The organism is Pseudomonas sp. GW821-FHT01E10, assembly GCF_059422365.1.
On sequence record NZ_JBWKWT010000009.1, the window covers coordinates 52,490 to 67,027 of the forward strand.

Annotated in this window: 12 protein-coding genes and 3 pseudogenes; all 15 read right to left on the bottom strand. The window is 57.9% G+C overall.

Features of this window, described 5'->3' with window-relative positions; genetic code table 11:
- Positions 1 to 41 precede the first annotated feature (41 nt).
- The 15 genes and pseudogenes from AC07V0_RS17220 to AC07V0_RS17290 all read right to left on the bottom strand — a co-directional run bounded on the left by AC07V0_RS17220 (position 42) and on the right by AC07V0_RS17290 (position 14,434).
- Positions 42 to 806: an SDR family oxidoreductase gene (locus tag AC07V0_RS17220; RefSeq protein ID WP_495019721.1), complete on the bottom strand. Its 765-nt coding sequence runs from the start codon at positions 804 to 806 to the stop codon at positions 42 to 44.
- Between the two features lie 98 nt (positions 807 to 904).
- Positions 905 to 1,347 (bottom strand): annotated as a pseudogene (locus tag AC07V0_RS17225) (hydroxymethylglutaryl-CoA lyase-like TIM-barrel protein); the annotation flags it as partial.
- Between the two features lie 159 nt (positions 1,348 to 1,506).
- Positions 1,507 to 2,949 (bottom strand): NADP-dependent succinate-semialdehyde dehydrogenase, encoded by a 1,443-nt coding sequence (gene gabD / locus AC07V0_RS17230; RefSeq protein WP_495019722.1) that lies wholly within the window; start codon positions 2,947 to 2,949, stop codon positions 1,507 to 1,509.
- A gap of 28 nt (positions 2,950 to 2,977) precedes the next feature.
- A pseudogene (locus tag AC07V0_RS17235) lies at positions 2,978 to 4,620 on the bottom strand (acetolactate synthase large subunit).
- 7 nt (positions 4,621 to 4,627) lie between these two features.
- Positions 4,628 to 4,979, bottom strand: a pseudogene (locus AC07V0_RS17240) (LysR family transcriptional regulator); the annotation flags it as partial.
- A 123-nt stretch (positions 4,980 to 5,102) separates the two neighbouring features.
- Complete coding sequence (gene dmpG, locus AC07V0_RS17245) at positions 5,103 to 6,122, bottom strand: 4-hydroxy-2-oxovalerate aldolase (protein ID WP_095966101.1); 1,020 nt, start codon at positions 6,120 to 6,122, stop codon at positions 5,103 to 5,105.
- A gap of 10 nt (positions 6,123 to 6,132) precedes the next feature.
- Entirely contained in the window at positions 6,133 to 7,071 is a 939-nt protein-coding gene (locus tag AC07V0_RS17250; RefSeq protein WP_095966100.1) for an acetaldehyde dehydrogenase (acetylating), read from the bottom strand.
- A 35-nt stretch (positions 7,072 to 7,106) separates the two neighbouring features.
- Entirely contained in the window at positions 7,107 to 7,307 is a 201-nt protein-coding gene (locus AC07V0_RS17255) for a 2-hydroxymuconate tautomerase family protein (RefSeq protein WP_007971593.1), read from the bottom strand.
- 16 nt (positions 7,308 to 7,323) lie between these two features.
- Complete coding sequence (dmpH, locus tag AC07V0_RS17260; RefSeq protein WP_008045458.1) at positions 7,324 to 8,127, bottom strand: 2-oxo-3-hexenedioate decarboxylase; 804 nt, start codon at positions 8,125 to 8,127, stop codon at positions 7,324 to 7,326.
- Between the two features lie 11 nt (positions 8,128 to 8,138).
- Positions 8,139 to 8,921, bottom strand: coding sequence for a 2-oxopent-4-enoate hydratase (dmpE, locus tag AC07V0_RS17265; RefSeq protein WP_495019723.1), 783 nt, complete (start codon positions 8,919 to 8,921; stop codon positions 8,139 to 8,141).
- 10 nt (positions 8,922 to 8,931) lie between these two features.
- Positions 8,932 to 10,392, bottom strand: coding sequence for a 2-hydroxymuconic semialdehyde dehydrogenase (locus AC07V0_RS17270; protein WP_495019724.1), 1,461 nt, complete (start codon positions 10,390 to 10,392; stop codon positions 8,932 to 8,934).
- Between the two features lie 18 nt (positions 10,393 to 10,410).
- Positions 10,411 to 11,115 carry a class II aldolase/adducin family protein gene (locus AC07V0_RS17275; RefSeq protein ID WP_172435724.1) on the bottom strand — a complete coding sequence of 235 codons (705 nt, stop codon included), beginning with the start codon at positions 11,113 to 11,115 and terminating at the stop codon, positions 10,411 to 10,413.
- A complete protein-coding gene (locus tag AC07V0_RS17280) occupies positions 11,112 to 11,975 on the bottom strand; it encodes a VOC family protein (protein WP_007971585.1) in 864 nt (287 codons plus the stop codon). Before AC07V0_RS17280 ends, AC07V0_RS17275 begins: the two co-directional genes overlap by 4 nt.
- A gap of 189 nt (positions 11,976 to 12,164) precedes the next feature.
- Positions 12,165 to 13,400: an MFS transporter gene (locus AC07V0_RS17285; RefSeq protein ID WP_495019725.1), complete on the bottom strand. Its 1,236-nt coding sequence runs from the start codon at positions 13,398 to 13,400 to the stop codon at positions 12,165 to 12,167.
- Positions 13,401 to 13,486: 86 nt separating this feature from the next.
- Complete coding sequence (locus AC07V0_RS17290; protein ID WP_495019726.1) at positions 13,487 to 14,434, bottom strand: SphA family protein; 948 nt, start codon at positions 14,432 to 14,434, stop codon at positions 13,487 to 13,489.
- Positions 14,435 to 14,538 lie beyond the last annotated feature (104 nt).

Here is a 14,538-nt window from a genome sequence, read left to right on the forward strand (position 1 = left end):
CGACTCCCTGTCGAGCGTCAGGGACAGTCTGTCAGGGGGTCTCAAACGGTGAGATAACCACCGTCTACGGCCATTGCCGTTCCGGTCACAAAACTGGCGTCATCGGACAGCAGCCATAGCGCAGCCTTGGCGATTTCTTCCGGTTTTCCGAAACGACCGATAGGGTGTCGTTCGCGCAATGCAGCGAACTGTTTGGCAAAATTGGGCTCTTCGCTCGCACGCACGATCATTGGCGTTTCGATGATCCCTGGCATGATTGCGTTGACCCGGATGTTGAGGGTGCCATAGTCGACGGCCGCAGCCTTGGTCAACCCGACCACCCCATGCTTGGCAGCGATATAGTCCGAGGCAGCGGCAATCGCTACCGAGCCCAGGGACGAAGCGGTGTTCACGATGGCGCCACCGCCACTGTTCAACATGGCCCGGATCTGATGCTTCATGCAGTAGAAAACACCGGTCAGGTCGATGCGGATAATGCGATCCCACGCTGCAGACGAAATTTCATGCAGAGGCAAGTTGCTTTGCTCGACCCCTGCATTGTTGAACGCGCCATGCAGACGGCCAAATCGAGTGACGACATCATCGACTGCTGCGGCCACAGCGTCTTCGTCGGTAACGTCGCAGATGATTGAATAAGCCTTGCCACCGGCAGCCGTGACAGCGCTGGCGGTTTCTTCGACGCCTAGGGCATCGCGATCAAGCAGCACAACTCTGGCGCCCGCTTTGGCAAAAGCCAGTGCAGAAGCACGGCCAATACCGCCTGAGGCGCCAGTGACAATGATGTTCCGGTCGTCAAGGTTGCTCATATCCACACTCTCGTTTTGTAATGCCACTTACTGTATTTACCGGGGCAACGATCGGGAATCCCGTAAAACCACCAAAGACTGTTGCGCTGTTGCACCAATCAGCGATGGGTCAAATCCAGCGCCACATCGACGATCACGTCCTCTTGCCCACCGACCATTTTTCGCCGACCCAATTCGACCAGGATGTCGACGGTACGCAACCCGTAGCGCTGGGCAGCCGCTTCGGCATGGCGAAGGAAGCTTGAGTAAACGCCGGCATAACCCAGTGCCAGCTTTTCGCGATCAACGCGCACTGGACGGTCCTGCAGGGGACGGATGATGTCATCGGCGGCATCCATCAGGGTTTACAGACCGGTGCCATGGTTCCAGCCCAGGCGCTCGGCTGCGGTGATGAACACCTCCAATGGTGTGTTGCCTGCACCGGCCCCCATCCCAGCCAGACTGGCGTCAACGCGATCACAACCCTGACCACCGCGACGATGGAGTTGGCAACGCCCAAGCTCAGGTTGTGGTGGGCATGGATACCCGTCTTCGCATGGGGGGCGTGGTTCAAGGATTAAGTGGCGGGGAAGCAACGGCGGCAGCGTGCGATGATCGACTGCCACAGCGTTCCCGGCCACAAAGAATAGGTCCGTTTGAAGCGGCGCAAAGGGACAGCGCTCTCGTGCCCTTTGCGCTTAAAGCAATGCCTTCACCGAGCTTAGATGCCCAGGCAGAGGTATTTGATTTCCAGGTAATCTTCGATGCCGTACTTGGAGCCTTCACGGCCTAGGCCCGAGGCCTTGATGCCGCCGAACGGCGCGACTTCGTTGGAGATCAACCCCGTGTTGACGCCGACCATGCCGTATTCCAGGGCTTCCGCCACGCGGAATACACGGCCCAGGTCGCGAGCATAGAAGTACGAAGCCAGACCGAACTCGGTGTCGTTGGACATCGCGATCACCTCGGCTTCGTCTTTGAAACGGAACAGTGGAGCCAGTGGGCCAAAGGTTTCTTCCTTGGCCACGGCGGCGTTGTTCGGCACGTTGGTCAGGATGGTCGGCTCGAAGAAGTTGCCTTCCATCGGCTTGCCGCCGGCCAGTACAGTCGCACCTTTGCTCAGGGCGTCGGCGATGTGCTCTTGCACCTTGGCCACGGCTTTTTCGTCGATCAGCGGGCCAGTGGTGGTGCCTGCTTCCAGACCGTTGCCAATCTTCAGCTTGGCGACGGCGGCCTTCAGTTTCTCGGCGAAGGCGTCGTAGACACCGTCCTGAATGTACAGACGGTTGGCGCAGACGCAGGTCTGGCCGTTGTTGCGGTACTTGGAAATGATCGCGCCTTCGACAGCCTTATCCAGATCCGCGTCATCGAACACAATGAACGGCGCGTTACCGCCCAGTTCCAGGGATACTTTCTTGATGTCCTTGGCGCATTCCGACATCAGTTGACGACCGATTTCGGTCGAGCCGGTGAAGGACAGCTTGCGTACGATCGGGTTGCTGGTCAGTTCGCTGCCGATGTCGCCGGCGCTGCCGGATACAACGCTGAACACGCCAGCCGGGATGCCGGCACGCTGGGCCAGTTCGGCCAGGGCGAAGGCGGAAAACGGAGTTTGCGAAGCAGGCTTGAGCACCATGGTGCAACCGGCGGCCAGGGCCGGGCCGGCTTTACGGGTGATCATGGCAGCCGGGAAGTTCCACGGGGTGATTGCAGCGGTCACGCCGATTGGCTGCTTGATCACGATCAGGCGCTTGTCTGGCAGGTGGCCCGGAATCACGTCACCGTAGATGCGCTTGGCTTCTTCGGCGAACCACTCGATGAAGGAAGCGGCGTAAACGATTTCGCCCTTGGCTTCGGCCAATGGCTTGCCTTGTTCCAGGGTCATCAGGCGAGCCAGGTCGTCCTGGTTCTCGATGATCAGCTCGTACCACCGACGCAGTTTGCCTGCACGCTCTTTGGCGGTCAGTGCACGCCAGGCTGGCAGCGCTTTGTCAGCAGCTTCGATGGCACGGCGGGTTTCGGCAGTGCCCATTTTCGGCACGGTGCCCAGAATTTCGCCCGTTGCCGGGTTGTTGACCTTGATCGTCTGACCATTGTCCGCATCTACCCAAGCGCCATCGATGAAGGCTTGCTGGCGGAACAACTGAGTGTCTTTCAGCTGCATGACGTTTCCTTTTCTGAATGGGGTTGGCTTAAACCAAAGCGCTACGTCTTTTAAGCTCATGGTTCAGAATGAAATCGTTCTCGGAATAATCCACCGGGCAATCGATAACGTGCACACCCGGCTCACTGATGCAGCGCTGCAGTAGCGGCAAGAAGCCTTCGGCGCTTTCCACCCGGTGGCCCTTGGCGCCATAGCTTTGCGCATACATGACGAAATCCGGGTTGCCGTAGTCCAGACCAAAATCAGTGAACCCCATGTTGGACTGCTTCCAACGGATCATGCCGTAGCCATCATCGCGTAGGATGATGACCGTCAGGTTCATCTTCAAACGTACGGCGGTTTCCAGCTCCTGGCTGTTCATCATGAAGCCGCCGTCACCGCACACAGCTACCACAGGGCGATCCGGATAGACCAAATGTGAAGCCATCGCCGAAGGCAGGCCCGCACCCATCGTTGCCAAGGCATTGTCTAACAGTACGGTGTTGGGTTTATGTGCCTTGTAGTTGCGCGCGAACCAGATTTTGTAGATGCCGTTATCCAGAGCCACGATGCCTTCGGAGGGCAAGGCACGACGTACGTCGGCGACAAAGCGCTGCGGGTAGATCGGGAAACGGTTGTCGTCCGCGCCCTCAATCACTTGGGCCTCGTTGGATTCACGGATCGTCATAAGGCGGGTGAAGTCCCAGTGTGAAGTGTCATTCAAGGCTTCGCCGATCTGCCAAACAGCATTGGCGATATCGCCGATCACTTCGACTTGTGGGAAGTACACCGGATCGACTTCGGCGGAGCGGAAGTTGATGTGGATGACTTCGGTGCCGCCGCGGACCATGAAAAATGGTGGTTTCTCAATCACGTCGTGGCCAATGTTTACGATCAGATCAGCCGCCTCGACAGCACGGTGCACGAAGTCGCCGGAAGACAGTGCGGCATTGCCAAGGAAGCGTGGATGACGCTCATCTACCACACCTTTGCCCATCTGAGTGGTGACAAAAGGGATGCCGGTCTTGTCGATCAGTTGCTTGAGTACCTTGGCAGTCATCTTGCGATTGGCGCCGGCACCAATCACCAGGATCGGGCTACGGGCTGTCTGCAATTTCTCGACTGCGGCCTCGATGGCCTTGTGTTCGGCCAGCGGGCGACGATGCAGGCTCGGAGGAATTGGCCGGCTTTCGGTCTGCTCCGCGGCGATGTCTTCGGGAAGTTCAAGATGAACCGCTCCGGGCTTCTCTTCCTCAGCAAGGCGGAAGGCTTCACGCACACGCGAGGGAATGTTGTCAGCGGACGCCAACTGGTGGGTGTACTTGGTCAGCGGTTGCATCATCCCAACAACATCAAGAATCTGGAAACGGCCCTGCTTGGACTTTTTGATTGGCTTCTGCCCTGTAATCATGAGCATTGGCATTCACCCAAGTAGGCATAGGCGCCAGCAGTGACCAGGTTCGTAGCGCCAGGGCCAAGGGTCGATAAGCTGACTCCCGTTTTGCCGGTTAACCGGCCATAGGTTGCCGCCATGAAACCAGCCGATTGCTCATGTCGAGTGAGAACGAGCCGGATGTTGGAGCGCCTGAGTGATTCAAGTAAATCCAGGTTCTCTTCACCAGGAATCCCGAACACGAACTCTACGCCCTCATTCTCGAGGCACTGCACTACGACGTCTGAAGCCTTGAGCATTTCACTCTCCTCTAAAATCATGTATCTGTGCTTGAGGTGCAACCTTGGACAATTCGCTTACGATGGCGGGGAACCTAACGACTTCGCCAACGTTTCGGATCAAACACCGGCATTTGGCTTCCAGCCTCCCTGACCATCGCAAGGGAGGCCAACAGTCGTTGCGCGATGTGGACACAAAACGGTGTGGTTTCCATTCGGCGACCTACCAGCGTAAACAACCTGTCACCTTAGTCGTTTCGTAACCGCTTGGGCGCTCCGCTGACGGCTGCCTGCGTAACACCCAGATTCTGCGCCGCTATTGAAGCGGAGTGGTCTCGCCACAACGCTTCAAAGGTATAGAGCAGATTTAGATCTTTCATCACAGCGCCCTGACTGACATTCAGAAACCAAAACACTGCACTTGCCAGCAAAGCGTCGTGGGCTTCGACCGGCAAGTGCAGTAAAGCTGGAGTTCTTGAGTGTTATGCGGACGCGTGGATAACTCAACGTCGTGTCAGGTCCAGCGCCACATCGACGATCATGTCCTCTTGCCCACCGACCATTTTTCGCCGTCCCAATTCGACCAGGATGTCGACGGTACGCAACCCATAGCGCTGGGCCGCCGCTTCGGCATGACGCAGGAAGCTGGAGTAAACGCCTGCATAACCCAGCGCCAGCGTCTCGCGATCTACCCGCACCGGACGGTCCTGCAGCGGACGGATGATGTCATCGGCGGCATCCATCAAGGTGTAGAGGTCGGTGCCATGATTCCAGCCAAGTCGCTCGGCGGCAGCGATGAACACCTCCAATGGCGCGTTGCCCGCCCCCGCCCCCATGCCAGCCAGGCTGGCGTCAATGCGGTCACAGCCCTCTTCCACCGCGACGATGGAGTTGGCCACGCCCAGGCTTAAGTTGTGGTGGGCGTGCATGCCGGTTTCGGTTTCCGGCTTGAGCACCGCCTTGAACGCACGGAAACGCTCGCGGATGTCCTGCATGTTCATCGCCCCACCGGAGTCGGCCATGTACACGCAGGTCGCGCCGTAGCTCTCCATCAACTTGGCTTGGGCAGCCAACTGCTCGGCCGGAATCATGTGGCTCATCATCAGGAAACCGACGGTGTCCATGCCCAGCTCGCGGGCATATTCGATGTGCTGTTTCGACACATCGGCCTCGGTGCAATGAGTGGCGATGCGCACCACCCGGGCACCGGCGTTGTAGGCTGCTTTCAGGTCATGCACGGTGCCGATGCCGGGCAACAACAAGGTAGTGATCTTGGCGTGGCTGATCACGTCGGCGGCGGCTTCGATCCATTCCAGGTCGGTGTGGGCGGCGAAGCCGTAGTTGAAGCTCGACCCTTGCAGGCCATCACCGTGCGCCACTTCAATCGAATCGACCTTGGCTTTGTCCAAGGCGCGGGCGATGTCCTGCACGTTCTGCAGCGAATACTGGTGACGAATCGCGTGGCTGCCGTCGCGCAGGGTGACGTCGGAGATGTAGAGTTTTTTGCCGGGATTGAAAGTCATGTCGGTCTCCTCAGGCGTTGAGCATCGACTGCGCCATGCGCTCGGCAGTGGCCAAGGCAGCGGAAGTCATGATGTCGAGGTTGCCGGCATAGGCTGGCAGGTAGTGGGCGGCACCTTCGACTTCGAGGAACACTGAGGTCTTAAGACCGGAGAACTTGCCAAGACCCGGTATGTTCAGTGGTGCGTCTTCAGGGATGACGTCGAACTGGACTTTTTGCTTGAGGCGATAGCCCGGCACATAGGCCTGTACGGCGGCCGCCATCTCTTCGATGGAGGCCTCGACCAGTGTCTGATCAGCGGCTTCGGACAGCACAAACACCGTGTCACGCATCATCAGCGGCGGTTCGGCCGGGTTCATCACGATGATCGCCTTGCCCTTGGCTGCGCCGCCGATCGCTTCGATAGCCTTGGAGGTGGTTTCGGTGAATTCGTCGATGTTGGCACGAGTGCCGGGACCCGCGGACTTGCTGGCGATCGAGGCGACGATTTCGGCGTAGTGCACCTTGGCTACGCGTGATACCGCTGCAACCATGGGGATGGTCGCCTGGCCACCGCAGGTGACCATGTTGACGTTGAGTTGGCCGAGATTCTGCTCCAGATTGACCACCGGCACGCAATACGGGCCGATGGCTGCAGGTGTCAGGTCGATCAGACGGATGCCGGGTTTGATTGAGCGCAGGAAGGCGTCATTCTTCACGTGGGCGCCAGCCGAGGTGGCATCGAAGACGAAATCGATGTCCTTGAATTCGTCCATGCGGGTCAGGCCTTCAACACCTTCATGGGTCACCGCCACGCCCATGCGTTGGGCGCGGGCCAAACCATCAGAGGTCGGGTCGATGCCGACCATAGCGGCCATTTTCAGGTGCTTGCCGTGACGCAAAATCTTGATCATCAGGTCAGTGCCGATGTTGCCCGAGCCGATGATTGCGACGCTGATTGGATTGCTCATTGTTATTGTGTCCTGTCGTTGCACACAGCCTGGGATCAGGCGTTACCACGCCGGCGTTCGGCAAGGGTCTTGCCACCCGCAGCCCACTGGGTTTCGGGAATCTCTTGAAGCAGCACGCGTACGCTATCTACGGGCACATCGAGGCTTTGCGCGATGGCCTGGGTGACGTTGAGCAACAGTGCATGCTTCTTCTCTTCACTGCGTCCTTCGGCGAGGTGGATCATGGCGATGGGCATGGTCGATAGCTCCGGATCAACGCTGGCTGGACGAAGTGAAGCGCATGGAGACGCTGCCCAAATGCTGGTAGCGGACGGTGATGTTGTCCCCGGCAGCAACGGCAATGGCCTCGGTGATGCCACCGGTCATGATGAAGCAGCCCGCCGGCAGTTCACGCCCCTTGGCACCGAGCATGTTGGCCAGCATGGCGACGCTCTGCGCCGGATGCCCGAGCACCGCGGCACCGGCACCGGTGGCGACTACTTCGCCGTTCTTTTCCAGCACCACACCCAGGCATTTAAGGTCAATGCCCTGCACGCCACTCATTTGTCCGCCGGTGACGAAGCGTGCCGAAGAGGTGTTGTCGGCAATGACGCTCTTAAGATCGAAGCGGAAGTTCTCGTAGCGCGAGTCGATCACTTCAACTGCCGGCAAAATAAAATCGGTAGCCGCCAATACGTCGCCAATATGCACGCCCGGTCCCTTGAGCGGATGCTTGAGGACAAAGGCGATCTCGGCCTCGACCTTGGGATGGATCAAGCCGTCAACATCGATAGCCGCGCCGTCCAGGCAAGAGCCGTAGTCCGTAAGGAAGCCGTGGATCGGGTCAGTGACCCCCATTTGCTTCATTTTCGCGAAAGAGGTCAGGCCCATTTTCAGGCCAGCGATACGTACACCGCGGGACTCCTTGCGCTGGCGAATGGTGTCCTGGATGGCGTAGGCGTCTTCCCAGTCCATGTCGGGGTGCGCGTCGGTAATCTTGGCCACCGCCTCTCGGTTGAGCTCGGCATTTTCCAGGTGTTCGGCCAGTTGGGCGATAGTTGCTGCAGAGAGATTCATAAGGATTTCCTTCAAACGAAACGAACGGAGGCCGAGCCGATGCCACCCAGGTTGATGCGCAATTGATCACCGGCCTTGACCGGCACCATGGCCGCCAGTGAACCGGAGAGGATGACTTCGCCCTTATTCAGGCCAATGCCAAGCTGGCCGAGTTTGTTGGCCAGCCAAGCCACGGCATTCGCCGGGTGACCGAGGGCCGCAGCGCCGGCGCCAGTGGCAACCACTTCACCGTTCTTTTCCAGTGTCATGCCGACACAAGCCAGGTCCACGTCACTCGGGGCCACGCCCTGCCCGCCCAAGACGAAAGCCCCGGCGGAGGCGTTGTCGGCGACGGTGTCCTGGATGCGGATCTTCCAGTCACGGATGCGCGAATCGACGATCTCGAAGCACGGCATCACATAGGCGGTGGCGCGCAGCACATCGGCGACGGTAATGCCCGGGCCACGCAGGTCTTCCTTGAGCACGAACGCGATTTCGCCTTCGGCCTTGGGTGCGATCAAGCCGTCGATGGCGATTGCGGCGCCATCGGCGTAAAGCATGTCCGAGAGCAGATGACCGAAGTCCGGTTGATCGACGCCGAGCATGTCCATCACCACTTTGCTGGTGACCCCGATCTTTTTTCCAATGATCCTTTGGCCATCGTCAAGACGTCGCTGAATCATCGACAGCTGCACCTGATAGGCCTGCTCCAGGGTCATATCCGGATAGGTGTCAGTCAGCGGTGCCAGAGCCTCGCAATTGCAGAGGGCCTGGTGCAGTTGGTGGCCGAGAACGTTAATCTCTTGCTTATTCATGAATAGCTCCTTACAGCCGCACGCAGACGTTGCGCAGCTCGGTGTAGAACTCAAGCGAATGCACGCCTCCCTCACGACCGATACCCGACTGCTTGGCACCGCCGAAAGCGGTACGCAGGTCGCGCAGAAACCACGAGTTGATCCAGCAAACACCCACGTCCAGTGCACTGCCCAGACGATGGGCGACCTGCAGGTTGCTAGTCCACACACTGGCGGCCAAGCCGTAGGGAGTGTCGTTAGCCAGGCGGACGACTTCTTCTTCGGTATCAAAAGGTGCGATGTGGCAAACCGGACCGAAGATTTCCTCGCGCACCACGGCCGAGGTTTCCGCAAGGCCGGTCCAGATCGTCGGCTCGAACCAAGCGCCTTCGACCAAATGATCCGGTACCTGGGCGATGCCGCCGCCGTGGACCACGGTGGCACCGTCGGCGACAGCCTGACGGCAGTAAGAGAGAATTTTTTCGCGGTGACCGAGCGAGATCACCGGTCCCATGGTGCTGTCGTGCTGGTTCGGGTCACCCACCTTGATGCCTTCGGCGTGGGCTTTGAACGCAGCGACAAAACGTTCGAACAACGGACGTTGGACGTAGATGCGCTCGGTCCCCAGGCAGACCTGGCCACTGTTCTCGAACACGGCGCGCCCCAACCCTTTGACGGCTTTTTCCAGGTCCGCATCGGCGAAAACGATGCCTGCGTTCTTGCCGCCCAGTTCCAGCGATACCGGGCGGATACCCTTGGCTGCGGCCTTCATGATGATCTCGCCCGTGCCGGTTTCACCGGTGAAGGTGACACCATTGACCTCTGGGTGAGCGGTGAGGAAGGCACCGGCCGAGTCACCGCCGAAACCATGCACCACGTTGTACACACCCGGTGGCACACCGGCTTCATTCATTACTTCGGCGAGCAGCGTGGCGGTGGCCGGGGTCTCTTCGGAGGGTTTGACCACCACAGTATTGCCACAGGCCAGGGCCGGCCCAACCTTCCAGGTCATCAGCAACAGCGGCAGATTCCAGGGACAAACAACAGCGATGACGCCACGTGGTGCTCGCACGCTGTAGTTCACCGCCTTGCCACCATCAGGGGTGTCCATCACGAAGCTTTCAGTCGGCACATTCTTAATCAGGTCGGCGAACACCTTGAAGTTGGCCGCGCCACGGGGAATGTCCAAGTGCCCGGCGAGTGCGCGGGGTTTGCCGGTATCGGCCACTTCCGCAGCCACAAACTCTTCATGGCGACGTTCGATGCCCTCCGCCACTTTGTGCAACAGGGCCGTTCGCTGGGCGACGGTCATGCTGCCCCAAGGGCCTTTCAATGCAGCTTGCGCAGCTTGCACGGCGGCGTCGACCTCAGCCTTGCCGGCTTCATGCACCAAGCCGATCAGGCTGTTGTCGGCTGGGTTTCGGTTCTCGAACGTACGGGCGCTACTCACCCATTCACCATTGATAAAATGGCGGAATTCTTTCGCAGGCATACAGTGTTCCTTCTTGTTTTAGAGTGTTTGAACGCTGGCTTCAGGGTCGCCCGCTGTCAGGTATTCCCACATGCGTTCGTAAATTCGGCCGCTGGTGACAGCCCGTTGCGCGCAGGCCTGTGCGTCGAGTACCGGTCCTTGGATTGCAAGACCCGCGCTGTGCAGTTGCAATTCAATCCGTGCGGCGTCTTCTAGGTACCAGGTCAGCGTCAACGCTTCGACCAGTGACACGCCGACGACGATGGCACCATTGCCACGCATGACCAGGGCATTCCCCTGCCCTAATTGATTGGCCAGGGCGCTGGCTTGGTCGTCGCTGCGCAGCAGCTGCGGGTCGTCCCACAGCGGGATTGGCGCCTGGAAGTAACTACCCATTCCATGACGCGATTGAGGTGTGAGCCTCGCACAGGACAGGGTCATGACCTGGGCAGGCATGCTTCGGATCACTGCATGGACGTCCGGGCGTCTACGGTATATCTGCTGGTGAATACGGACTTCACCCAGCACACCGTCGGGCAATTCACCTTTGATTGGCACTACAATTCCTGGCTCACCAATACGGATCAAACCCATCGGTCGCGCGGCGCAAACCAAAAAGTGCTCTTCATCAAGTCGCAAGCTGCAGTGCCCGTAGGCATGCACTAAACCAGCGCGGGCCAAGGCCCGCGCGGCCACGCGCACTTGCGATTGCTGATCGCGGCTGGGAGTTGGAAATTGACTCACGATTTGAACTCCGGAATGTCGGGCTTCGCACCCCACGCGCAGAATCCCGCACCCTCCGCCGGAAACTGCCGAGGTTGGTGGGTTGCATCATTTTCTGGAGAGATCAGGCTGACCCCTGTCGAGTATTCGTATGTCATGCCGTCAGGCCCCTCGAAATAAAGGAACATCGCGCCCGAGGTGGGGTGGCGGCCCGGACCAAAGAGGATGCGTATGCCCCGCTCAACCAGGAAGTAATAGGCACGCATCAAGTCATCGACGGACTCGACCTGGTGGTTGATGTGTTGCACACCGGGGTGGGACGAAGGGAACAAGGCGATCTTGTGATGGACCTCATCGATGCGCAGCAGCGGCGCCTCGCCAATTCGGTCACTGACCCTGGCGTTTGCCAGCTGAGTCCAGAACAGTTCATCACGCCGGGCATTCATGGTGCGCAAGCCAATGTGGCTGAAACCAGTGATACCGGCATCGCGACTCGGAAAATAGCGTCGCCCGCTTGCCTGGGGACGCAAGACCAGCTCGATGTTGTTGCCGCTGGGATCTTTGAAGCGAATGAAGTCGTCGACATAGCGCACTTCAGCGTCTGCACGTGAGCCATGCTGTACGTTGAATTCATTACGCTCGAGCAACACCGCTGCGTCTTCCAGGTCCTGTGCTGTTCTGACTTCGAACGCTGTTGTGGTTTCTTGCGGATCGCCCTCGTAATAGCAGAGCGTATGGTCTCGGCTGTCCGATCGGAAGTACACCGCGCCGTTGGCTTCTCGGGCAATCTGCAACCCAAGGATCTGAGTGGCATAACGACGTGCCTCGTCCAGATTTGCGGTGCCCAGCCGTATATACCGAATGTCATGCAGGTTGATCATGAGGGATGTCCTCTTATTTATTGTTGTCTGGGACTCATCTTCCCGTCGCCCAATAAATAAAAGAAGCAAATATTGGTTATTCACACTATCTGAAAAATTTATAGATGTATAACCCTCTGCAGTCAGTTCTTTTGGAAAAAAAAAAGCCCCGTATCCGTGGATACGAGGCATTGGAACCAATGAATCAGATCAACCGATGGCCTGCTTTTCAATGTCTGCAGTGCCTGCCTGCGTACTCACCTCGCAAACTGTTTTATTCCTAGGCATGGAGATCACAAACAATGCGGAGATGACGTAGAGCCCGGCGCACACCATCAGTCCCGCCGCCAGGCTATAAAAGCTGGCAATGCCACTGAGCAGCACGGGGGCAAAAGCCGCCAGGCCTCGGCCCACGTTGAAACAGAAACCCGCCCCAAGCGTTCGCACCCGGATGGGATACATTTCGCTGAAGTAAGAACCGAACAACCCTGCGAACACCATGAAAAATGCGTACCCCGCCCCTATCCAGATCAACGATTGAGTCTGGGTGGTATGGACATAGACCAGCGCCATCGTTGATGTGAGTAACAGCGATATGACAATAGTAAGCCGCTTGCCAATACGGTCGGCGATGAAGCCGAATACGTTCAGGCCAAAGAAATTCCCGAGATGGAGAACCGCCATAAAGCTGGTCATCGACGCCAGACTCAAGCCTCGGTCCTGTATCAGGTAGGTGGGCAGCCACGTGCTGACGCCCCAGGAACCAAGCAACGCAAAGCTGGCTGCAAGAGACCCCAGCAGTGTGTAACGAAGTAGCTCAGGCGAAAAAATCTCGCTGACGGATATCCGCTGCGCAGTGGTGCCCTGAGTATCGCGTTGAGCCTTCCAGGCCGGAGATTCCGGAATCAGGAAATACACATAAATAATCGGCAGTATCACAGAGGCGCCGGACACGAAAAACATCAAACGCCATTCCGGCAGCATGAACTTTGCCGCCAGGGCAGCGGCGATGGCGCCAACCGGGAAGGCACTGATCACGAAGGATATGGCCCTGGCGCGCTGCTTGGGCGGCCACGTTTCAACGATATAGGCCGAGAGGATTGTCCATACCCCACCGAGCCCAAGACCCGAGATAAACCTCAGGCCCATCAGTACGTAGAGATCATGGGCGAATGCAAAGACGCACGTCAGTGCACCGAAGATCGCCAGCGATGCAATCAGTGCCTTGCGCCGACCGAAGTTGTCGGAGTACCAGCCTGTGGCAACTCCGCTGACACCAATACCCAACAATGTAGCGCTAGCCAGCGCACCCACCTCGTGGAGGCTGAAACCCAGGTCCTGGCGGATAACGGGCAGTGCGAGCGTTAGCAGAATGATCTCCATTGCATCAAAAAGGTACGCAATGAATCCACCGATCAGTACGTGCCACTTGGATATTCCAGTCATGGTTTCACCTGATTTTAATTATTGGACAGTGATATTCGTTCGATGGGCCGCCACGTTCTTATGACTTCCCATCAAGGACGCGACGTTCAGAATCGGTAAACAGCCTGTAGCCAGATGCGATCACCTTCAGCTCGGTTCTCTACCATCGTCTCGTGCTGCCATTTCATGACAAACCCGATTGCCGGGGTCTGGTATTTGATCGCGGGGCCTATAGCGGCGACCTGACCACGGTTACCATCCAAGTAGGTCTGGCCATTCTTTTCATCGTCGCTGAGCTGCTTGTACAAGTAGCCGTTCACGCCTACCTGCCATTCGCGGGTGATGTTGTAGCCGATGTTGTAGTCGGCGTTGAACTCACGGCCGGAGCGATAGTTGGTTTCGGAGTTCTCGCCATTGATCATGTAGATGAGCTTGGCGCTGACCTCCAGATTCTCCAGCGGATAAGCGGTAAATGAATACCAGGGCCCGTAAGCCCAGGTGTTTCGACCCGGGTTGAAAAGGCGATCCTTGTCATAGGACCCGATGGGCGCAAACACATCCAGACCGAGTAACTGGTGGTACCGTGGAGAACTCCAACCCAATACAAATGGAACCACCGTCAGATCGCCGACACCTTCTTGGTGGTCGCTGCGATGAACGCGACCACGAGGCGTATCGACATCAAAACTGATGTCACCCTTGATCAAGGGCAAGGCAAGGCGACTGGCCAGTTTGGCTCCCAATATCGTGAAGTCCTGATAGACATAATCCACTCGAATCGACAGTGCCTGAACATTAAGGTCGAAGTTGTGGATGCCTTGTTTCTTGTCGCCATCGCCGTCCAGCGTCTTGGTCGCACTGTAGTCGGACAAGTAAAAGAACTCGGTAAAGCCTGGCGGTGGCATCTTTCCCGCGCCGACCGTATTCACACCCAGTGGGTATGAACTGCCGCCGCCCTCTGTTGCCTGGGCAAGCGGAACGCAAAGAAGACCCATGCACAGAGCACCGATGCAGGCATTTGACGCGTACCGGGTATGTGATCTTAGTGTGCTCATCTCATGTACCATTATTATTTTTGTATGACGGAAGAGAGTTTTTTTGAAACTTTCAGCGTTAGCGTTACTTAACAACGGCTGGCAAATTTCAGGTGCAGCGATGC